Source organism: Isoptericola haloaureus, assembly GCF_036689775.1.
GTDB classification, from domain to species: Bacteria; Actinomycetota; Actinomycetes; order Actinomycetales; family Cellulomonadaceae; genus Isoptericola; species Isoptericola haloaureus.
On record NZ_JBAGLP010000107.1, the window covers coordinates 99,022 to 120,336 of the forward strand.

Consider the following 21,315-nt stretch of genomic DNA (forward strand, 5'->3'; position numbering starts at 1 on the left):
GACGACGACGGGCCGCGCCTCCCTGCGGAGGAGCGGCCCGTCGCCCGGAGACAGGGGGTCGATCACATGATCGTGATCCGGCCCTCACCGCCCCGCGGGTAGTCGGCCTGGCTGACGACCCCGCCGAGACCGTCGACGAGGAAGTTCTCCAGGGACTGCTGGTCGGAGACACCGATCGTGGTGTTCTCGAGCGTCGGGTAGGCGTCCCCGCCGTTGAGCGAGAAGTTCAGCCCGGCGACGTCCACCGTGCCGTCGACCGACACGCCGTCCTCGACGAGGACGGTGCCGTCGTCCAGGACGACCGAGCGGACCCGCTCGCCCGGTGCGAACTGCTCACCGGTGCTCTGGTCCGCGTCGCGGGCCGGGTACGAGGTGTCGACGGTGTAGCTGAAGCCCGCAGCCTGGACGAAGGCGCCGTCCCCGGACTCGGGGAGCCGGAACGCTCCCTCCTCCAGGATCTGGCGGAACGTCTCGACGGGCACGTCCTCGGCGATGGCCACGAAGTTGCCGAAGGGCTGCAGGCGGAACGTGTCGGCGACCGAGACGGGCCCGGCCTCCTGGTCGATCTCGCCACGGATGCCGCCGCCGTTCTGGATGGCGACCTGCGGGGTGTCCAGACCGAAGTCGGCCGCCGCCTCCTGCGCCGTCCACAGGTGGGCGTCGGCGATCAGGTTGCCGCAGTTCGCCTCCACGCCGCGCACCTCGCTCCGCTCGCAGTCGAGGACGACCTCGCTCGTGGCGACGATCTCCTCGGCCAGGGCGGCCTCGAAGTCGGCGACCGGCTGCTCGATGGTGCGCTCGGCCTTGCGGTTCGTGCCCACGGCCTCGGCACCGGTGTCGGTGACGACCTTGATGCCCGAGTCGTCGGCGATGTCGACGACGACACCGTCGGCGTCGAAGGTCACCGCGAGCTGACCCACGTACCGGTAGTTGCCGGGCGTGGTCACCACGGGCACCTCGACGCCGTCCGCGTCGGTGGCGATCTGGGGGTACTCGCCGTAGACGTCGTCCGCGTCGCCCGGGAACAGCTGGGTCGAGCCGTCGGCGAGGATCTCGTCACCGCCGCCGCCCACGACCACGTCGACGTCCGTCAGCGAACCGACGAGCTCGATCTCGCTGCTCAGCCCCTGCAGGTGCGAGACGAGGACGATCTTGTCGATGCCCTGCTCGGTGAGCAGGTCGACCTGCTCCTGCGCGATGCCGGCCAGGTCGGTGAGGACCTCGACGTCACCCGGGGACGAGATGGTCGGCAGCGACGGCGTCGTCAGCCCGACCACGCCGATCTCCTGGCCGCGCTCCCGGACGACGGTGCTGGGGACGAGCTGCTCCAGCCCGTCCAGGGACTCCTCGGCGGAGTAGTCCAGGTTGGCCGAGACGAAGGGGGTGCGCTTCACGTCCTCCACGAGCTCGCCGAACACCGCGGGGCCGAAGTCGAACTCGTGGTTGCCCACGCCGAGGGCGTCGTAGCGGACCAGGTTCTGCGCGAGGGCGTCGTAGAACGGGGCACCCTCCTGCTGCGAGGCCTGGAACGTCGTGCCCGCCAGGAAGTTGTCCCCCGAGTTCAGGGTCACGACGCCGCGCTTGGTCGGCTTGCCGCGGTCGCCGTCGACGTAGGCGGCCCGGCGCAGCGCGTCGACCTTGCCGACGAACCGGGCGATGCCGCCGTACTCGGCGTCGTCCGTGCCGTCCGCGTCGGTGTCCACCGCCGTCGGCAGCAGGCTGGACTCGCCGTCGTTGTTGTGCAGGATCGTCAGAGTGAAGTCGCCGTTGCCGGGGCCGTGGCGCTGGTCGCCGTCGCCGGCGGCGGCCGGCGACGCGAGCCCGGCCGTGAGGGCGACGACGCCGAGGGCCGCGGTGGCGGGGAGCAGGCGGCTGCGGGGTGTGGACACGTTTCTCCTTCGGAGCCAGTGGTTCGACCCTCGCCATTTAGGCACAGGATCCGGGGAGTGTCCAGGCTCACAGGCGTGTGGTCGCAAAGAGTTCTCCGGCGGTTCAGCCGTTCGTGCGGACCCGCGCGCGTCCCCGCACGACCAAGGCCCGGGACCGTAGCGGTGCTGCGGTCCCGGGCCCCTGGTTCAGCCGGTCGGGGCCGACGGGCCCCGGAGCTCGGTCAGAAGTCCCAGTCGTCGTCCTCGGTCTCGACCGCCTTGCCGATGACGTACGAGGAGCCGGAGCCCGAGAAGAAGTCGTGGTTCTCGTCCGCGTTCGGGCTCAGCGCCGCGAGGATCGCCGGGTTGACGTCGGTCTCGTCCTTCGGGAAGAGGCCCTCGTACCCGAGGTTCATCAGCGCCTTGTTGGCGTTGTAGCGCAGGAACTTCTTGACGTCCTCGGTGAGCCCCAGCTCGCCGTACAGCGACTCGGTGTACTCGACCTCGTTCTCGTAGAGCTCGAAGAGCAGGTCGAAGGTGTAGGCCTTCATCTCGTCCTGCTCGGCCTGCGTGAGCTTGGCCAGTCCCTTCTGGAACTTGTACCCGATGTAGTACCCGTGCACCGCCTCGTCGCGGATGATGAGGCGGATAAGGTCGGCGGTGTTCGTCAGCTTGGCCCGGCTGGACCAGTACATCGGGGCGTAGAAGCCGGAGTAGAACAGGAACGACTCGAGCATCGTCGAGGCGACCTTGCGCTTGAGCGGGTCGTCGCCGCGGTAGTACTCGAGGACGATCTCCGCCTTGCGCTGCAGGTGCGGGTTCTCCTCCGACCACGCGAACGCGTCGTCGATCTCCTTGGTGGAGATCAGCGTGGAGAAGATCGACGAGTAGCTCTTGGCGTGCACCGACTCCATGAACGCGATGTTGGTGTACACCGCCTCCTCGTGCGGGGTCAGCGCGTCCGGGATGAGCGAGACGGCCCCGACGGTGCCCTGGATGGTGTCCAGGAGCGTCAGACCGGTGAACACCCGCGTCGTCATGAGCTTCTCGGCCTCGGACAGGGTGTTCCACGACTGGATGTCGTTGGACACCGGCACCTTCTCGGGCAGCCAGAAGTTGCCGACCAGGCGGTCCCAGACCTCGAGGTCCTTCTCGTCCTGCAGGCGGTTCCAGTTGATCGCGGTGACGCGGTCGATGAGCTTGAGCTGTCCGGTCGGTGCCATGGCGGTGTCCTTCGTCGTGCGCGGCGGGTCGGAGGCGGGTCGGAGTCCAGGTCAGCGAGGCGTCACAGCATGCAGCTGACGCACCCCTCGACCTCGGTGCCCTCGAGCGCCAGCTGGCGCAGGCGGATGTAGTACAGCGTCTTGATGCCCTTGCGCCAGGCGTAGATCTGCGCCTTGTTGACGTCGCGGGTCGTCACGGTGTCCGGGAAGAACAGCGTCAGGCTCAGCCCCTGGTCGACGTGCTGCGTCGCCGCGGCGTAGGTGTCGACGATCTTCTCGTACCCGATCTCGTACGCGTCCTGGTAGTACTCCAGGTTGTCGTTCGTCATGTACGGCGCCGGGTAGTAGGCGCGGCCGAGCTTGCCTTCCTTGCGGATCTCGATCTTCGCCGCCACCGGGTGGATCGACGAGGTCGAGTAGTTGATGTAGCTGATCGAGCCGGTCGGCGGCACGGCCTGGAGGTTCTGGTTGTAGATGCCGTGCTCCATGACCGACGCCTTGAGCGCCCGCCAGTCGTCCTGGGTCGGGACGTGCACGCCGGCGTCGGCGAACAGGCGCTCCACCCGCTCCGTGGCCGGGGTCCACGCGGCCTCGGTGTACTTGTCGAAGTACTCCCCCGAGGCGTACGTGGAGTCCTCGAAGCCGCCGAAGGCGCGGCCGCGCTCGATGGCGAGCCGGTTCGACGCCGCGATCGCGTGGTAGGCGACCGTGTAGAAGTAGATGTTCGTGAAGTCGACGCCCTCGGCCGAGCCGTAGTGGATCCGCTCGCGCGCGAGGTAGCCGTGCAGGTTCATCTGGCCCAGCCCGATGGCGTGGCCCAGCTCGTTCGCCTTCTTCACCGACGGCACCGACTCGATGCTCGTCTGGTCCGACACGGCGGTGAGCGCACGGATGGCGGTGTCGATGGTCTTGCCGAGGTCCGGCGAGTCCATCGTCTTGGCGATGTTCAGCGACCCCAGGTTGCAGGAGATGTCCCGGCCGATCTCGTCGTAGGACAGGTCCTCGTGGAAGGTCGAGGCGGTGGAGACCTGCAGGATCTCCGAGCACAGGTTGGAGTGCGTGATCCGTCCGGCGATCGGGTTGGCCCGGTTCACCGTGTCCTCGAACATCACGTACGGGTAGCCGGACTCGAACTGCAGCTCCGCGATCGTCTGGAAGAAGTCGCGCGCCTTGATCGTCGTCTTCGTGATCCGCTCGTCGGCGACCAGCTCGTCGTACTTCTCGGAGATCGAGACGTCCGCGAAGGGCCTGCCGTACACGCGCTCGACGTCGTACGGGCTGAACAGGTGCATGTCCTCGTTGCGCTTGGCCAGCTCGAACGTGACGTCCGGGATGACGACGCCGAGAGAGAGGGTCTTGATGCGGATCTTCTCGTCGGCGTTCTCGCGCTTGGTGTCGAGGAACCGCATGATGTCGGGGTGGTGGGCGTGCAGGTACACCGCGCCGGCACCCTGGCGCGCCCCGAGCTGGTTGGCGTACGAGAACGAGTCCTCGAGCAGCTTCATCACGGGGATGACGCCGGAGGACTGGTTCTGGATGTGCTTGATCGGCGCGCCGTGCTCGCGCACGTTGCTCAGCAGCAGCGCGACGCCGCCGCCGCGCTTGGAGAGCTGCAGCGCCGAGTTGATGCTGCGCGCGATGGACTCCATGTTGTCCTCGATGCGCAGCAGGAAGCAGGAGACGGGCTCGCCGCGCTGGGCCTTGCCGACGTTGAGGAACGTGGGCGTGGCCGGCTGGAACCGACCGGAGATGATCTCGTCGAGGATGTCGCGCGCACGCTGCTCGTCACCGTCGGCCAGACCGAGGGACACCATCGAGACACGGTCCTCGAAGCGCTCCAGGTACTTCTTGCCGTCGAACGTCTTCAGCGTGTACGAGGTGTAGTACTTGAAGGCACCGAGGAACGACTCGAACCGGAACCCCGCAGCGTAAGCGCGCTGGAACAGCTCCTTGACGAAGGCGCGCGAGTACTTGTCGAGGACGACCGGGTCGTAGTACTTGTTCTCGATCAGGTGGTCGAGCTTGGCGTCGAGGGTGTCGAACTCGATGGTGTTGGGCAGCACGTGCTGCCGGAAGTACGCCGAGGCGGCCTCGCGGTCCTTGTCGAACTGGATCTCGCCGTCGGGCCCGTACAGGTTCAGCATCGCGTTGAGCGCGTGGTAGTCCATGTCGCTCTGCTGCAGAGAGGCGCCCGCGGTGGACTGCGGGGCCTCGGCGGTCGTGGCGCTCACGCCGAGATCAGTGACTGTCGTTGCCAAAATCGTCCCAATCCGTCACGGACGCGCTGGGCGTCCTCGGTCGTGCCGAGCAGCTCGAAGGCGTACAGGTACGGGACCTGGCACTTCGCCGCGATGATGTCACCGGCGATGCAGTACGCAGCGCCGAAGTTGGTGTTGCCCGCCGCGATGACGCCGCGGATCAACGACCGGTTGCCCTCGTCCCCGAGGAACTTCCGCACCTGGCGGGGCACCGCACCGCCCTCGTTGCCCCCGCCGTAGGTGGGGACCAGGAGGACGTAGGGCTCGTCGACGGTGAGGAAGCCGTCGGCCGGCCGCAACGGGATGCGGTGCACCGGCATGCCGCGCTCCTCGAGCCCGAGGCGCTGGACGAAGCGGTGCGTGTTCTCCGAGACGCTGGAGAAGTACACGAGCGAGCTCATGCCGCCCTCCCCCCGTCGGGACGTCCTGGAGTGGTGCCGGCCCGGTCGCGTCAGCCGAGTGCGCGACCGGGCCGGAGCTCGGGTCAGGCCGAGACGGCCTGCTGCGCCGCGACGGCGCTGATCTGGTCGGGACGGAAGCCCGACCAGTGGGTGTCGCCCGCGACGACGACGGGAGCCTGGAGGTAGCCGAGCTCACGGACCATCTCGAGCGCCTGCGCGTCCTCGGTGATGTCCACGACGGAGTACTCGACGCCCTTGCGGTCCAGGGCCCGGTAGGTCGCGTCGCACTGGACGCAGGACGGCTTGCTGTAGACCGTGACGCTCATCTCGCACTCCCCTGTTCTGCGCCGCCCCCCGGCGGCCGGTCGATGTCCCGTGAAAACCTTCGCCTCGACGTCCGATCCGGGACGGTCGTGGCCGGCTCCGAGACCTCCGCAGAGGGCCCTCACCAGGAACGACACCGGTGGAACTACGTCGATGTGATTCACTGCGGAGCCTTCGGCCCCGACGTGCTCTCAACACTACACCTAGTGTTCGCCGCGCACCCGCCCACGACATGTTGTGTTTGTCATCGGTGTGATTTCACCCGTGTAGTTCCCGGGGAACCCCGTGGACGACGCGCCGCGAGCCTGTGGACCCAGCATCCCAGGACCCTCCGACACGACCCGTCCGACGGGGCGCGGCGGGCCACGGTCGGCCACGTCAGGACGGGTGCCGCGCCCGCTGGGCGACCCCTCCACACCGGTGGACGACGACGGTCCACAGCCTGTGCACGGGGGCGCCCGGGCGTGGGGCTCAGATCTTCCTCACACGACGCCGCGCCCGGCGTGTCGTCCGCACCGGGCGCGTCGTCGACCCCGGCAGCGCCGGCCCCGGGTCACACCGGCCGGCCGCCCCGGCAGACGTGCTGCACCGTCAGGTCCCGGTCGGTGACCACGACGTCGGCCCGCCGGCCGGCCACCAGTCCCCCGACGTCGGTCATCCCGAGCACGCCGGCGGGCACCCACGAGGCGCAGCGGACGGCGGGGACCAGGGGGACGCCGGCCAGGACCGTGCGGCGCACGACGTCGAGGAGGTGGGCGGTGCTGCCCGCGATGGCCCCTCCCTCGGGCTCCTCCGGGTCGGCCAGCCGCGCGACGCCGTCACGCACGACCACGGACTGCGGGCCGAGGTCGTAGTCGCCGTCGGCCATCCCGGCGGCGGCCATGGCGTCGGTCACGAGCGCGACCTGGTCCACCCCCACCGTCTGCATCACCGTGCGCACGGTGGCGGGGTCGAGGTGGACACCGTCGCCGACGAGCTCGACGACGAGGTCACCGCGCGAGGCCGCGGCCAGGCAGGCCGCCACCGGGCCCGGGTCGCGGTGGTGCAGGGGGCGCATCCCGTTGAACAGGTGCGTGGCCGTCATCCGACCGGTGGCACCCTCGCCCCGGCCCAGGTCCTCGGCGACCTGCCGCAGGAGGGCCTCGGCGTCCTCGGCCGAGGCGTCGGTGTGTCCGAGCGACGGGATCACCCCGGACCGCACCAGCGCGGCGGCGGCGCCCCCGGGACCGGTGACACCGTCGACCTCGGGCGCGACGGTCATGGTGCGCAGGTGCCCGCGTGCGGCCTCGGCGAGCTCGCGCGCGAGGGTCACGTCGCCCGCCACGAGCCAGTGCGGGTCCTGGGCCCCGCACCGCGCGGCCGACAGGAACGGACCCTCGGCGTGGATCCCGGCGACCTCGCCCCGGTCCGCGACCTCGGCCAGCAGGCGGGTCCTGTCCAGCAACGTCTCGCGGTCGGCGGTCACGAGGGAGGCCAGCAAGGTGGTCGTACCGTGCCGGCGGTGCTCCAGCACCGCGGTCATCACGTCGTCGACGGACGTGGCGTCCGGGAAGCTCGCTCCCCCGCCGCCGTGGTTGTGCAGGTCGACCAGGCCGGGCAGCACGTAGGCCCCCGGTGTCGGCTCGTCGGCGCGCGCCACCTCGTCACCGACACCGGCGGCGGCGGCCTCCTCGAGGGGGCCGACCCACACGATGCGGTCGTCCGCCACGACGACGGCGCCGTCGTGGATCAGCCGGTCCGGTGTGACGACGTCGCCCCGCAGGGCGAAGACCGACGGCGGTCGCGGGCTGTCCTGGGCATCGGCGGGATCGGTGACCATGACACCATCCTGCCGCACGGGCACCGGTTTAGGTAACTCGCCTCACAAACCTAGAAGAGGCGTGAGTCGGCGTCGTCGACACCGCGCATGGCGTCGTAGTCCAGGACGAGGCAGTCGATCCCGCGGTCCCCGGCGAGCACCCGGGCCTGCGGCTTGATCTCCTGCGCCGCGAAGACCCCGCGGACCGGCGACAGCAACGGGTCGCGGTTCAGCAGCTCCAGGTAGCGCGTGAGCTGCTCGACGCCGTCGATCTCGCCGCGCCGCTTGATCTCGACCGCGACGGTGCCGCCGTCGGCGTCGCGGGCCAGGATGTCCACGGGACCGATCGCCGTCATGTACTCACGCCGCACCAGCGAGTGGCCGGTCCCCAGGAGCTCGATCTGGGCGGCCAGCAGCTCCTGCAGGTGCGCCTCGACGCCGTCCTTGACCAGGCCCGGGTCCACGCCCAGGTCGTGCTCGGAGTCATGCACGATCTCGTGCAGGTCGATCTCGAGCCGGTCGTCGGACTTCTGGTGCTGGACCGTCCAGACCTCGGTCACGCCGCGGGCGACGGCGTCGTCGTCCGGAGCGGCCGTCACCGTGGAGCACGGCGGGCTCATCCAGTTCAGGGGCTTGTAGGAGCCGCCGTCCGAGTGCAGCAGGACGCTGCCGTCGGCCTTGACCACCAGCAGTCGGGTGGCCAGGGGCAGGTGGGCGGTCAGCCGGCCCGTGTATCGGGCCGAGCAGCGGGCGACGACGAGTCTCACGCTCTCCTCTTCGGGACTCGGTCAGACGACGAGGTCGCGTCGTCCGGGCGGGGCGGACTCCAGCCAGGAGGCGAGTCCGGCGTAGGCGTCCGCAGACATCGTCAGCTCGAAGTCGGTGCCGTCGTAGCGACACCGCACCAGGTACTGGTCGGCCTGGCCGGCCAGGTCGAGCGGAGCCCGGCCGGTCACCTCGAGGCGGTCACGCCGCCAGCTGCGCGCCGGTCGCGGTGCCAGCGACCAGCAGCGCCACCAGTCGATCCGGCCGACGCCGTAGTGGGCGATGCCCGCCGACCAGGGGGCCTGCGGGCTGCCGCCGGGGCGGGCACCGCACTGGAACGAGCCGACGCGGTGCGACAGCGTCCGCAGCCGGGAGGTCCCGACGACGAGCACGAGGGCGAGGACGAGCGCGACGGCGAGGACCGTCCAGAGCACGTACCCCACCGTCGTCGCCTCCTCAGGCCAGCGTCGACTCGCGTCCGGAGACCTCGGTGATCGAGTCGACGACGATCGTCACGACGTCGTCGTCCACCGAGAGGAACCCACCGTCGACCTGGACCTCGACGGCGACCTCTCGAGGCGCGGTCGAGACCTTGATCGTGCCCGGCCGCAGCACCGCGAGCAGCGGGGTGTGGCCGGCGAGGATGCCGATCTGACCGTCGGCGGACGGGGCGCTGACCTCGCGGGCCGCTCCGGACCAGACCTTGCGGTCGGCCGCGACCAGGTCGACGTTCAGCTCTGCCATGTCGGGCTCCAGGGTTCTTCAGTCGAGGGTGGTACGACGTCGCCCTGCCGCACCGCGCGGTAGCGGCAGGGCGACGTCGTGGGGATGCGCGACGTGGCCGTCAGGCCCCGTACTCCTTCTGGATCCTCGCCCAGTTGCGCTCGAGGTCCTCGAGACCACCGATGTTGTAGAAGGCCTGCTCGGCCACGTGGTCGTACTCGCCCTCGGTGATCTTCTTGAAGGCCTCGACGGTCTCGCTCAGCGGGACCGTGGAGCCCTCGACACCGGTGAACTTCTTCGCCATGTACGTGTTCTGCGAGAGGAACTGCTGGATGCGGCGCGCACGCGCCACCAGCGTCTTGTCCTCCTCGGAGAGCTCGTCCACACCGAGGATGGCGATGATGTCCTGCAGCTCCTTGTTGCGCTGCAGGATCTGCTTGACCGCCGTCGCGACGTCGTAGTGCTCCTGGCCCACGTAGCGCGGGTCGAGGATGCGCGAGGTCGAGGTCAGCGGGTCGATCGCCGGGTACAGACCCTGCGAGGCGATCTCACGGGAGAGCTCCGTGGTCGCGTCGAGGTGGGCGAACGTCGTCGCCGGCGCCGGGTCGGTGTAGTCGTCCGCCGGCACGTAGATCGCCTGCAGCGAGGTGATCGAGTGACCGCGCGTCGAGGTGATGCGCTCCTGGAGCAGACCCATCTCGTCGGCCAGGTTCGGCTGGTAGCCCACGGCGGACGGCATGCGGCCGAGCAGCGTGGAGACCTCGGAACCCGCCTGCGTGAAGCGGAAGATGTTGTCGATGAACAGCAGCACGTCCTGCTTCTTGACGTCGCGGAAGTACTCCGCCATCGTCAGCGCGGACAGGGCGACGCGCAGACGCGTGCCCGGCGGCTCGTCCATCTGGCCGAAGACCAGGGCGGTCTTGTCGAAGACGCCGGCCTCGTCCATCTCGTGGATGAGGTCGTTGCCCTCACGGGTGCGCTCGCCGACACCGGCGAACACGGAGACACCGCCGTGGTCCTGGGCCACGCGCTGGATCATCTCCTGGATGAGGACCGTCTTGCCGACGCCCGCACCACCGAAGAGACCGATCTTCCCACCCTGCACGTACGGGGTGAGCAGGTCGATCGACTTGATGCCCGTCTCGAACATCTGCGTCTTCGACTCGAGCTGGTCGAACGCCGGCGGCTTGCGGTGGATCGGCCAGCGCTCGGTGACCTCGAGCGTCTCGCCCTCGGCCAGGTTCAGCGCCTCACCGGTGACGTTGAAGACCTTGCCCTTGGTGACGTCGCCGACGGGCACCGAGATCGGCGCGCCGGTGTCGGAGACGACGGCGCCACGGACCAGGCCGTCGGTCGGCTTCAGGGCGATGGCCCGGACCAGCGAGTCGCCCAGGTGCTGGGCCGTCTCGAGGGTCAGGGTGAAGGAGTTCTCGTCCTCGCCCTGGCCCGACAGGTCGATGTCGACCGTCAGGGCGTTGTAGATGTCGGGGATCGAGTCCTCGGGGAACTCGATGTCGACGACAGGGCCGATCACGCGCGCGACACGGCCGGTCCCCGGCTCGGTCGCGGCGGCGCCGTGCGCTGCTTCCGCGGTGGTGGCGGTCATTGCTTGCCTCGCTTCGAAAGGTTCGGGTGTGAGTTCGTCGATCGACGGCGTCGGACGGCGGGTGTCACGACGCCGCGAGGGCGTCAGCACCCGAGACGATCTCGCTGATCTCCTGGGTGATGTCCGCCTGGCGGGCCTGGTTCGCCAGGCGCGTGTAGGTACGGATCAGGTCCTCGGCGTTGTCGGTCGCCGTGTGCATCGCACGCTGGCGCGAGGCCAGCTCGGAGGCCGCGGCCTCCAGCATGAAGCTGAAGATGCGGCTGCGCACGTACCGCGGCAGCAGGGCGTCGAGCACGCCCTCGGGCGACGGCTCGAAGTCGTACAGCGGCAGGGCGTCGTTCTCGCCGGGCACGGCGACGCCCTCCACGACCTCGAGCGGCAGCATCCGCACGACCCGCGGCTTCTGGCTGACCATGTTGACGAACTGCGTGTAGACCACGTGCAGCTCGCCGACGCCGCCCTCGGCCGCCGGGGCGAGGAAGGCCCCGAGCAGGGTGTCGGCGATCTCGCCGGCCACCTCGGCCTCCGGGCTGTCCGACCCGTACGACCACTCGCCCGCCAGCTCACGCTCGCGGTAGCGGAAGTACGAGATCGCACGGCGACCGGTGGCGTAGAGGGAGACCTCCTTGCCCTGGGCGGTCAGCCGGGCCACGACCCGCTCGGCCTCGCGGATGATCGAGGCCGAGTAGGACCCCGCCATGCCGCGGTCCGAGGCGATCACGAGGACCGCGACCCGGTTCGTGTCGGTGCGCTCGGTGGTCAGCGGGTGGTCGGTCGCCGTGTGCGTCGCGACCGCCGACACCGCGCGGGTGATCGCCCGCTCGTACGGGGCCGCGGCTGCCGTGCGACCGCGGGCCTTGCCGATGCGGGACGCCGCGATCAGCTCCTGCGCGCGGAACACCTTCTTCAGCGACTGCGTCGACTTGATCCGCTGCTTGTAGACGCGCTGGGATCCTCCGGCCATACGATCAGCCCTTCTTCTGCACGACGAGCTGCTCCTGCTCGGCGTCCGCGGCGGACTCGGAGTCCGCCTCGCCGCCGACGAGCGGGGTGCCGTCGCCCTTGAGGAAGCCGTCGCGGAAGTCCTCGACCGCGGCGGTCAGCGCGTCCTCGGTCTCCTGCTCGAGCTTGCCGGTCTCGGTGATCGTCGTGAACACCTCGGTGTTGCGGCGCAGGTGCTCGATGAACTCCGACTCGAACCGCTTGACGTCGTCCACCGGGACGTCGTCGAGCTTGCCGCGGGTGCCGGCCCAGATGGAGGCGACCTGCTCCTCGACCGGGTAGGGGGTGTACTGCGGCTGCTTGAGCAGCTCCATCAGCACGGCGCCGCGGGCCAGCTGGCCGCGGGAGGCGGCGTCGAGGTCGGAGGCGAACATCGCGAACGCCTCGAGCGCCCGGTACTGGGCCAGCTCGAGCTTCAGCGTGCCCGAGACCTTCTTCATGGCCTTGACCTGGGCGTCACCGCCGACGCGGGAGACGGAGATACCGACGTCGACCGCCGGGCGCTGGTCGGCGTTGAACAGGTCGGACTGGAGGAAGATCTGACCGTCGGTGATGGAGATGACGTTCGTCGGGATGTACGCCGAGACGTCGTTCGCCTTCGTCTCGATGATCGGCAGACCGGTCATCGAGCCCGCGCCCATCTCGTCCGACAGCTTCGCGCAACGCTCCAGCAGCCGGGAGTGCAGGTAGAAGACGTCACCCGGGTAGGCCTCACGGCCCGGCGGGCGACGCAGCAGCAGCGACGTGGCGCGGTAGGCCTCGGCCTGCTTCGACAGGTCGTCGAAGATGACCAGCACGTGCTTGCCGCCGTACATCCAGTGCTGGCCGATGGCCGAGCCGGTGTAGGGGGCCAGGTACTTGAAGCCGGCCGGGTCGGAGGCCGGGGCCGCGACGATCGTGGTGTACTCCAGCGCGCCGGCCTCCTCGAGGGCACCGCGCACCGAGGCGATGGTCGAACCCTTCTGGCCGACCGCGACGTAGATGCAGCGCACCTGCTTCTCGGGGTCGCCGGACTCCCAGTTCGCCTTCTGGTTGATGATCGTGTCGATCGCGATCGCCGTCTTGCCGGTCTGGCGGTCGCCGATGATCAGCTGGCGCTGACCACGACCGATCGGGATCATCGAGTCGATCGCCTTGATGCCGGTCTGCAGCGGCTCGTGCACCGACTTGCGCTGCATGACGCCGGGCGCCTGCAGCTCGAGGGCACGGCGGCCCTCGGTCTCGATGTCGCCCAGACCGTCGACCGGGTTGCCCAGCGGGTCGACGACGCGGCCGAGGTAGCCCTCGCCGACCGGGACCGAGAGGACCTCACCGGTGCGGCGGACCTCCTGGCCCTCCTCGATACCGGTGAACTCGCCGAGGACGACGACACCGATCTCGCGGACGTCCAGGTTCAGCGCCAGGCCGAGCGTGCCGTCCTCGAAACGCAGCAGCTCGTTGGCCATGGCACCGGGCAGGCCCTCGACGTTGGCGATGCCGTCGGCGGCGAAGGTGACGCGGCCGACCTCCTCGGTCACCGCGCCCTCGGGCTCGTAGGACTTCACGAAGCTGTCCAGCGCGGCGCGGATCTCTTCCGGCCGGATCGTCAGCTCAGCCATTGCTCTTCTCCTGTCGTGGCCGCTGTCTGCGACCGAACGTTCGTCTGCGCCGACCTGCGGCCGGCTGGGCGTCAAGTGGTCAGCCGGCCAGCCGGCGACGGGCGTCAGCCAGGCGGGACAGCACGGTGGAGTCGACGACGTCGGCGCCGACCTGGATACGCAGCCCACCGATCACGGTCGGGTCGACCGTGACGTTGAGCTGGACGGCACGCCCGTAGGCCCGCTCGAGCAGGGCGCCGAGACGCTCCTGCTGCGCCGCGGTGAGCACCGAGCCGCTCGTCACCGACGCCACCAGGCGGTTGCGCCGCTCGGCCGCGACGTCGCCGTACCAGGTCAGCGTCGGGACGAAGCGACGGCCCCGCGGGGACGTCGTGGCACGGCGGGCGAGCGCCACCGTGATCTCGTCGGCCTTGCCGTCGAGCAGCGTCTCGACCAGGGCGACGCGCCGCGCGGGCTCCGTCGTCTCGTCGGAGAGCGCCTGACGTGCCTGCCGCTGGCCCACCAGCGCACGGGTGAGGACGAAGAGCTCGTCCTCGACCGTCTCCAGCGCGTCGCGGGACTCGGCGGCGGCGAGCATGGCGTCGACCGCCAGGCGCTCGACCGCGTCACCGAGGTCGGCGTCGCTCGACCACCGCGACCGCGCCAGCCCGGCCACCAGGTCGACCACGCGCTCGTCGAACCCGTCGGCCAGCACCGCCGCGACGAGCCGGGCCTTGTCCTCGCCGTCCCGCGAGGGGTCGGCGAGCGAGCGGCGCAGCGGGGCCGACCCGTCGAGCGCGCTCACGACGGCGAACAGCTGCTCGCCCAGCGTGGCGGCGTCGGTCCCTGCGGACCGCAGCACCGGCTCGAACCGCTCCTGGGCGGCTGCCAGGGATGCTCCGCTCGTGCCTCGCATCAGCCCTCCTCGACCCTCGTGGTCGCCGACTGCTCGGCCTCCAGCTCGTCGAGGAACCGGTCGACGACCCGCGACTGACGCGCGCTGTCCTCGAGGGACTCACCGACGATCTTCGAGGCGAGCTGTGTGGCCAGCGTACCGACCTCGGTCCGCAGCGAGACCGCCGCGGACTGACGCTCGGCCTCGATCTGCCGGTGCGCGGTCTCGACGATGCGTGCCGCCTCGTCGTTGGCCTTGGCCTTCAGCTCGGCGACGATGGCCGTGCCCTCGGCACGAGCCTCCTCGCGCGTCCTGGAAGCCTCGGCGCGGGCCTCGGCGAGCTGCTGGTGGTACTCCGCCAGCGCTGCCGCAGCCTCCTGCTGCGCCTGCTCGGCCTTGGCCAGACCGCCCTCGATCTTCGTCGTGCGCTCGTCCAGGACCGCCTGGAACCGAGGCAGGACGTAACGGTAGAAGACGACCGCGATGACGGCGAGGACGACCGACGACCAGATGATGTCGTACCAGGCGGGGATGAAGAGATCGATCCCCTCCGCTGCCGTTTCTTCCGCCGCCACGATGACCGGGGCGGCGGTGTGCGCCGCCGCCATCACGCGGCCGGGAACAGGAAGCCGGCGACGAGGCCGAGGAGGGCGAGCAGCTCGACGAACGCGACACCGAGGAACATGGTGGCGCGCAGCTGACCGGCGACCTCGGGCTGGCGAGCCATGCCCTCGATCGTCTTGCCGATGAGGATGCCGAGACCGATGCCCGGGCCGACCGCGGCGAGGCCGTAGCCGACAGCGTTGAGGTTACCGGTGACCTCGGCGAGGGTGGTGACGTCCACTGGGTTTCCTTCCGTTGGGCGTCGGACCGGGCGGCCCGACGTCGCTGACTTACGTCTGGGTTGGTAGGTGGGCGTGCCGTGTCAGGAAGCCTGATCCGCGAGGATCAGTGCTCCTCCTCCAGCGACAGGCTGATGTAGACCGCGGCGAGCAGGGCGAAGATGTACGCCTGCAGCAGAGCGACCAGGATCTCGAACAGCGTGACGGCGAAGCCGCCCGCGAGGGTCAGTGCGCCGATGGGCTTGAGCGCCCACGACGCCTCGAGCAGGAAGAACTGCGTCGCCGCGAAGCAGAGCACGAGCATGATGTGCCCGGCGATCATGTTGGCCGCGAGTCGCAGCGCGAGCGAGGCCGGGCGGACCACGAGGATCTGCAGCAGCTCGATCGGCGTGACGATGAAGTAGATCGGCCACGGGATGCCGGGCGGGAAGAGGTTGTTCTTCAGGTAGCCGCCGAGCCCGTGCTTGCTGACGCCGATCCACCAGTAGGTGACGAACACCCACAGGGCGAGGACGATCGGCAGCCCGATGCGGGCGGTGCCGGCCATGTTGAGGAACGGGATGATGCCCGTGAGGTTGAACGCGAGGATCGCCAGGAAGATCGTCGTCAGCATCGGGACGAAACGCCGGGCGTTCGCCTTGCCGAGGATCTCCTCGGCGATCTGCACGCGGACGAAGTCGAGGATCATCTCGATCGCGCCCTGGAACCGTCCCGGCACGAGCTTCGCGCGCCGGGCGGCCACGACGAAGACGGTCAGCAGCACCGCCATCGCGATGATGCGGATGATCCAGATCCGGTCGATCTGGAAGATCGTGTCCTCGAAGAGGATCGCGGGCGGGAAGAATTCGTCGATGGACGGCACATGGAAGCCGCCCTCACCCTCGGAGGCGGCGAGCAGCGTGGGGGTCGCTGAGGTGAACAGGAGGACTCCCGGAGGTCGAAGGTCGTTCGGCGCTCCACGAACACGTGGGCACGCCGTCGGACCTGGCCGTCATGGATTCGCGCACAGCCTACTAGATGAAGTCGGATGGTCCGACACGGGACCGGCCATCTGGAGGTTGGAATCGTGCGGCTTGTGAACAACGGCACGTGCGCGGTCGGCGCGCCGTGCCTTCCGTGCAGGTCAGGGCTGCACGTAGGGCATCCGCGCCCCGCGCACCGCCTGGTAGTCCAGCAGGGCCGACCCCACCGCGCCGAGGGCCAGGACCACGAAGAGCACGTAGGGGTCGTAGAAGTCGGCACCGCGCAGCAGCACCAGCACCACCAGGAGCACCACGATCTTGGCCAGCCAGGCGCCCATCACCCCGGCCGCCATCGCCGTGGGCGACTTCCCGACCGTGCGCAGCATGGACCAGATCGTCGTCGCGCAGAAGAAGGCCGCCAGGCCGGCGCCCACCAGGGCGCCCCACACGCCGGCCGCTCCGGCGACGAACCATCCCACGAGACCGCCGAGCACCACGAGCGCCCCGACGAGCAGCAGGGTGGAGCGCAGCGCCCGCCGGAGCATCGTCCGCTCCGAGGACTGCACCTCCTCGAACGACCGTCCCGCGGACTCCTCAGCCGGGTCGTCCGGCGTGCCCGGTGTGGCGTTCTGCTCGGTCATGGTCGGTCTCCTTCTCGGGGACGGTCGGCGAGGACGACGTCGCGGCGACCGGATGGGCGCCCGAGGCCACGTCGTCGTCGAGGAAGCGCCCGCGCGTGCGCAGCGGGCCGAGGGTCAGCACCAGGGCGATCACGACCGCCACGACCAGCCAGGCCAGCACCACCTGCCACCGCCACGGCACCAGCGCCGCGGTGCCGAAGGCGAAGACCGCCGTCCAGACGTACAGGATGAGCACGGCGCGGCGGTGGGAGTGCCCCAGGGCCAGCATCCGGTGGTGCAGGTGCATGCGGTCGGGGGCCATCGGCGACTTGCCGGCGGCCAGCCGGCGCACGACCGCCATCGTCATGTCCAGCAGAGGCAGCAGCGTCACGGCCAGCGGCAGCAGGAGCGGGATGAAGATCGTGGCGCGCTGGGCGCCCGACAGCGCGTCGGTGACGGTCGGGTCGAAGCTGCTGGTGATCGAGATCGCCGCACCGGCGAAGACCAGCCCCAGGATCATCGACCCCGAGTCGCCCATGAAGATGTGCGAGGGGTAGAAGTTGTGCGGCAGGAAGCCGAGACAGACGCCGACGAGCACCGCCGTCATCATCGTGGCGAAGCTCGAGTAGTCCGCCGGGCTCGCCTGCTGCGTGAGGAAGTACGTGTAGAGGAAGAACGCGGACCCGCCGATGGCGACGATCCCGGCCGCGAGCCCGTCGAGACCGTCGACGAAGTTCACGGCGTTCATCGCCACGACGATCACGAGGATCGTCACGAACAGCGACAGCCGCGCCGACGGGATGGTCAGCCCGCCCGGCATGGGCAGGGCGGTCAGCTGGACCTGGTTGATCGCCAGGAAGCCGGCGGCGAGGATCTGCCCGGCCAGCTTCGTCATCCAGTCCAGGTCCCAGACGTCGTCGGCCCACCCCAGCAGGCAGACGATGACGGCGCCGCCGACGACGCCGAAGACCTGCGGCTCGTCGAAGACGCCCGCGAGGAACGGCATCCGGGAGGCCAGCAGGACGGCCACGACGATCCCGAGCAGCATCGCCAGCCCACCCAGGCGCGGCGTCGGCTGGACGTGGACGTCGCGGGCGCGGACCGCGGAGATCGCGTTGGTGCGCCGGGCGACCCAGCGTGCGCCGGGGGTGGCCAGGTAGGTCACCGCCGCGGCGATGAGCATGACCAGCAGATAGGCCCTCACCCGGAGGTCTCCTCCTCCGCGGTCTCGTCGACGCCGAGCACGGGGGCGACCTCGCGCAGCGCGTCGAGCGGCACGGCGCCGGCCCGCACGACGCGCAGCCGCGGTCCGGTCGCGTCGACGATCGTCGACGCGACACCGCCGGGGGCCGTACCGCCGTCGAGGTAGCAGCCCACCGCGTCGCCGAGCTGCTCGACCGCGTCCGCCGCCTCGGTGGCGGCGGGCCGGCCCGTGCGGTTGGCGCTGGAGACGGCGAGAGGTCCGGTCCGGCGCAGCAGCGCGAGGGCGGCCGGGTGGTCGGGCATGCGCAGCGCCACGGTGCCGTGGGTCTCCCCCAGGTCCCAGTGCAGGGACGGCTGGGACCGCAGGATGATGGTGAACCCGCCCGGCCAGAACGCCTCGACCAGCGCCCGCGCCTCCGAGGTCACGTCGACGGCGAGGCCGTCCAGGGTGCGGGCGTCGGGCACGAGCACCGGGGGCGGCATCTGCCGGCCCCGTCCCTTCGCCGCGAGGAGGGCGGCGACGGCGTCCGCGTCGAAGGCGTCCGCGCCGATCCCGTACACCGTGTCGGTCGGGAGGACGACGAGTCCTCCCCGGGAGATCGTGTTCACGGCCTCGTCGATCGCGGGGCCCCAGGAGTTCTCGTCGGTCACGTCGTGCACGCTGCTCACTCGCCCCAGTCTGTCACGGTTCCCCGCCCGGCCGGGGCGTCCGCGGGCCGTCGCCCCACCGCCATGCGGGGGCGGCCGGTCAGGTCGTCGGCGGTGCGCACGTCGACGAACCCGGCGGCGGCCGCCAGCGACCGCGCACCGGCGGCCTGGGTCTCGGCGTGCTCCATGACGAACAGCCCGCCGGGGCGCAGCAGCCGCGCCGCGGCGCGGGCGATCCCGCGCGGCACCTCCAGGCCGTCGGCGCCCAGGCCGTACAGCGCGACGTCCGGGTCGTGACCGGCGACCTCGGGGTCGCGGGGCACGGCGTTCGGGGGGACGTACGGCGGGTTCGAGACGACGACGTCGACCGTACCGTCCAGGCGGGCCAGCGCCGTGCGGGCGTCCCCGCGGACCAGGTGGACCTCGGTCCCGTCGGCGCCGGCGACCGCCGCGACGTTGCGGGCGGCCCACCCGTGCGCGGCGCCGTCCAGCTCGACGGCGTGCACCTCGGCACCGGCCACCTCCGTGGCCACCGCCAGCGCGATCGCCCCGGAGCCGGTGCACAGGTCGACGACGACGGCGCGGCCCCGGGCGGCGGCGACGCCCGTCGCCTCGTCGATCGCGACCTGGGCGACCTGCTCGGTCTCGGGCCGGGGCACGAACACCCCCGGGCCGACGGACAGCTCCAGGTGCCGGAAGGGAGCCACCCCGGTGAGGTGCTGCAGCGGCTCCCGGGCGGCGCGGCGGTCGACCAGTCCCGCGAAGCGGCGTGCCGCGGCCCCGGCGTCCGGGGTGCCGCCGTCGGGCACCGGGGCGTCCAGGAGGGCGAGGCGCCGGACCTCGCCGCGCGGCAGGGCCAGCACGTGGGCCAGGAGCAGCTCGGCGTCGGTGCGCGGGGACGGGACACCGGCCGCGGCGAGGCGCTGCGTCGCACCGCGCAGCAGCGCACCGACCGGCTCAGGCATCGCCGGCGGCGGCGAGCCGCGCCGCCTCGTCGGCGTCCACCGCGGACCGCACGACGGGGTCGAGGTCGCCGGCCAGCACGTGGTCGAGGTTGTAGGCCTTGTAGCCCGTGCGGTGGTCGGCGATGCGGTTCTCCGGGAAGTTGTACGTCCGGATGCGCTCGCTGCGGTCGACCGTGCGCACCTGGGACCGGCGGATGTCCGCCGCGGCGGCGGCGGCCTCCTCCTGCTGCGCGGCCAGCAGCCGCGCACGGAGCACGCGCATCGCCTGCTCCTTGTTCTGCAGCTGGGACTTCTCGTTCTGCATGGACACGACGATGCCCGTCGGCTCGTGCGTGATGCGCACCGCGGAGTCGGTGGTGTTGACCGACTGCCCGCCCGGGCCGGAGGACCGGTAGACGTCGATGCGCAGGTCGTTCGGGTCGATCTCGACCTCGCCCGGGTCGTCGACCTCGGGCAGCACGAGCACGCCGGCCGCGGAGGTGTGGATCCGGCCCTGGGACTCGGTCACCGGGACCCGCTGCACGCGGTGCACGCCGCCCTCGTACTTGAGGTTCGCCCACACGCCGTCCGCCGGGTCCTCGGGCGTGCCGCGGCTCTTCACGGCGAGCTGGACGTCCTTGAAACCACCGAGCTCGGTCTCGGTGGACTCGAGCACCTGGGTGGCCCAGCCGCGACGCTCGGCGAAGCGCAGGTACATCCGCAGCAGGTCGCCGGCGAACAGCGCGGACTCGTCGCCACCCTCGCCGGCCTTGATCTCCAGGATGACGTCGCGACCGTCGTCCGGGTCGCGCGGGACGAGCACGCGGCGCAGGTGCTCGGCGGCGTCGGCCTCGGCCTCGCGCAGGGCGGGGACCTCGGCCGCGAACGACTCGTCCTCGGCGGCGAGCTCGGCCGCCGCGGTGGCGTCGTCGCTCGCGGACCGCCAGGCGCGGTAGGCGCCCACGACGCGGTTCAGCTCGGCGTAGCGACGTCCGAGGGTGCGGGCCCTGCCCTGGTCGGCGTGCACCGCCGGATCGGCGAGCTCACGCTCGATCTCGGCGTGCTCCGCCAGCAGCGGCCGAGCCACCGCGAAGTCCTCGGTCACGTCGTCTCCTGTTCGTCCGCGCGGGAGCCGGCCCCCCGAGAGGTAGGCGACCTCCGGGCGAGGTAGGCACTGTCCCGACGAGGTAGGCGTCTGCTCGGCGAGGTAGCACGGGCCGCCGGCCGCTCCGGGGCTCGTCGGGATCCCCGGAGACGACGGCAGCGCCGGTGGTCCTGCGACCGACTGCCCCTGGAGAGGTTGTCGGGCGGACCACCGGCGCTGCCGGGGGTGCTACTTGTTCTTCTTGCCGTAGCGAGCCTGGAACCGGGCCACACGACCACCGGTGTCGAGGATCTTCTGCTTGCCCGTGTAGAACGGGTGGCAGGCGCTGCAGACGTCGGCGTTGATCTTGCCGGAGGTCTCGGTGCTGCGGGTGACGAAGGTGTTGCCGCAGGTGCAGGTGACCTCGGTGGTGACGTACTCGGGGTGGATACCGCTCTTCATGATGCTCCTTGGTGTGATGCCGCCGGGTCGCCTCGCAGGACCGCGAGCCGTGAACCGGCAGGCCGACGAACCATTGTGCCAGAACGCACGTCCTGGCGGGGATGTTCCCG

At 70.7% G+C, this 21,315-nt stretch carries 22 protein-coding genes; all 22 read right to left on the reverse strand.

Translation table 11 applies throughout. The features are described 5' to 3' along the window. Positions 1-62: 62 nt before the first annotated feature. Positions 63-1,889, reverse strand: a complete 1,827-nt coding sequence (locus V5O49_RS03660) for a bifunctional metallophosphatase/5'-nucleotidase (RefSeq protein ID WP_332901048.1) — start codon at positions 1,887-1,889, stop codon at positions 63-65. A gap of 221 nt (positions 1,890-2,110) precedes the next feature. Beyond that, positions 2,111-3,091, reverse strand: coding sequence for a class 1b ribonucleoside-diphosphate reductase subunit beta (gene nrdF, locus V5O49_RS03665; RefSeq protein ID WP_332901049.1), 981 nt, complete (start codon positions 3,089-3,091; stop codon positions 2,111-2,113). Between the two features lie 62 nt (positions 3,092-3,153). Continuing rightward, entirely contained in the window at positions 3,154-5,259 is a 2,106-nt protein-coding gene (nrdE, locus tag V5O49_RS03670; RefSeq protein ID WP_332901079.1) for a class 1b ribonucleoside-diphosphate reductase subunit alpha, read from the reverse strand. Between the two features lie 59 nt (positions 5,260-5,318). Then, positions 5,319-5,750, reverse strand: coding sequence for a class Ib ribonucleoside-diphosphate reductase assembly flavoprotein NrdI (gene nrdI / locus V5O49_RS03675; RefSeq protein WP_278235054.1), 432 nt, complete (start codon positions 5,748-5,750; stop codon positions 5,319-5,321). Positions 5,751-5,833: 83 nt separating this feature from the next. Beyond that, positions 5,834-6,076: a glutaredoxin-like protein NrdH gene (gene nrdH / locus V5O49_RS03680; RefSeq protein WP_278235055.1), complete on the reverse strand. Its 243-nt coding sequence runs from the start codon at positions 6,074-6,076 to the stop codon at positions 5,834-5,836. 551 nt (positions 6,077-6,627) lie between these two features. After that, on the reverse strand, positions 6,628-7,893 hold the full coding sequence (locus tag V5O49_RS03685) for an N-acetylglucosamine-6-phosphate deacetylase (protein WP_332901050.1): 1,266 nt from the start codon (positions 7,891-7,893) through the stop codon (positions 6,628-6,630). Between the two features lie 50 nt (positions 7,894-7,943). Then, positions 7,944-8,639 carry an endonuclease NucS gene (nucS, locus tag V5O49_RS03690; RefSeq protein ID WP_278235057.1) on the reverse strand — a complete coding sequence of 232 codons (696 nt, stop codon included), beginning with the start codon at positions 8,637-8,639 and terminating at the stop codon, positions 7,944-7,946. A gap of 21 nt (positions 8,640-8,660) precedes the next feature. Beyond that, positions 8,661-9,071, reverse strand: coding sequence for a DUF2550 domain-containing protein (locus tag V5O49_RS03695; RefSeq protein WP_278235058.1), 411 nt, complete (start codon positions 9,069-9,071; stop codon positions 8,661-8,663). A gap of 22 nt (positions 9,072-9,093) precedes the next feature. Beyond that, a complete protein-coding gene (locus tag V5O49_RS03700) occupies positions 9,094-9,381 on the reverse strand; it encodes a F0F1 ATP synthase subunit epsilon (protein WP_278235059.1) in 288 nt (95 codons plus the stop codon). Between the two features lie 100 nt (positions 9,382-9,481). Next, positions 9,482-10,966 (reverse strand): F0F1 ATP synthase subunit beta, encoded by a 1,485-nt coding sequence (gene atpD, locus V5O49_RS03705; RefSeq protein ID WP_278235060.1) that lies wholly within the window; start codon positions 10,964-10,966, stop codon positions 9,482-9,484. Between the two features lie 64 nt (positions 10,967-11,030). Further along, positions 11,031-11,930 carry a F0F1 ATP synthase subunit gamma gene (locus tag V5O49_RS03710; RefSeq protein WP_278235061.1) on the reverse strand — a complete coding sequence of 300 codons (900 nt, stop codon included), beginning with the start codon at positions 11,928-11,930 and terminating at the stop codon, positions 11,031-11,033. A gap of 4 nt (positions 11,931-11,934) precedes the next feature. Then, a complete protein-coding gene (gene atpA / locus V5O49_RS03715) occupies positions 11,935-13,566 on the reverse strand; it encodes a F0F1 ATP synthase subunit alpha (RefSeq protein WP_278235062.1) in 1,632 nt (543 codons plus the stop codon). 79 nt (positions 13,567-13,645) lie between these two features. After that, a complete protein-coding gene (locus tag V5O49_RS03720) occupies positions 13,646-14,461 on the reverse strand; it encodes a F0F1 ATP synthase subunit delta (protein WP_332901051.1) in 816 nt (271 codons plus the stop codon). Then, positions 14,461-15,048 carry a F0F1 ATP synthase subunit B gene (locus V5O49_RS03725; RefSeq protein ID WP_278235064.1) on the reverse strand — a complete coding sequence of 196 codons (588 nt, stop codon included), beginning with the start codon at positions 15,046-15,048 and terminating at the stop codon, positions 14,461-14,463. Before V5O49_RS03725 ends, V5O49_RS03720 begins: the two co-directional genes overlap by 1 nt. Continuing rightward, positions 15,048-15,284 (reverse strand): ATP synthase F0 subunit C, encoded by a 237-nt coding sequence (locus V5O49_RS03730; protein ID WP_098464265.1) that lies wholly within the window; start codon positions 15,282-15,284, stop codon positions 15,048-15,050. Before V5O49_RS03730 ends, V5O49_RS03725 begins: the two co-directional genes overlap by 1 nt. Positions 15,285-15,388: 104 nt before the next feature. Next, the gene (gene atpB / locus V5O49_RS03735) at positions 15,389-16,144 is read right to left on the reverse strand and encodes a F0F1 ATP synthase subunit A (RefSeq protein WP_332901052.1); all 756 of its coding nucleotides are present in this window, start codon (positions 16,142-16,144) and stop codon (positions 15,389-15,391) included. 261 nt (positions 16,145-16,405) lie between these two features. Next, positions 16,406-16,885: a Cg1360 family ATP-synthase-associated protein gene (locus V5O49_RS03740; protein ID WP_332901053.1), complete on the reverse strand. Its 480-nt coding sequence runs from the start codon at positions 16,883-16,885 to the stop codon at positions 16,406-16,408. Next, positions 16,839-18,068, reverse strand: a complete 1,230-nt coding sequence (locus V5O49_RS03745; protein WP_332901054.1) for a glycosyltransferase family 4 protein — start codon at positions 18,066-18,068, stop codon at positions 16,839-16,841. The genes V5O49_RS03740 and V5O49_RS03745 overlap by 47 nt, the downstream gene beginning before the upstream one ends. Next, positions 18,065-18,727: an L-threonylcarbamoyladenylate synthase gene (locus V5O49_RS03750; RefSeq protein ID WP_332901080.1), complete on the reverse strand. Its 663-nt coding sequence runs from the start codon at positions 18,725-18,727 to the stop codon at positions 18,065-18,067. The genes V5O49_RS03745 and V5O49_RS03750 overlap by 4 nt, the downstream gene beginning before the upstream one ends. Positions 18,728-18,732: 5 nt before the next feature. Next, entirely contained in the window at positions 18,733-19,680 is a 948-nt protein-coding gene (prmC, locus tag V5O49_RS03755) for a peptide chain release factor N(5)-glutamine methyltransferase (RefSeq protein ID WP_332901055.1), read from the reverse strand. Then, the gene (gene prfA, locus V5O49_RS03760; RefSeq protein ID WP_278235068.1) at positions 19,673-20,764 is read right to left on the reverse strand and encodes a peptide chain release factor 1; all 1,092 of its coding nucleotides are present in this window, start codon (positions 20,762-20,764) and stop codon (positions 19,673-19,675) included. Before prfA ends, prmC begins: the two co-directional genes overlap by 8 nt. Positions 20,765-20,992: 228 nt before the next feature. Then, on the reverse strand, positions 20,993-21,205 hold the full coding sequence (rpmE, locus tag V5O49_RS03765; protein ID WP_278235069.1) for a 50S ribosomal protein L31: 213 nt from the start codon (positions 21,203-21,205) through the stop codon (positions 20,993-20,995). Between the last annotated feature and the right edge of the window lie 110 nt (positions 21,206-21,315).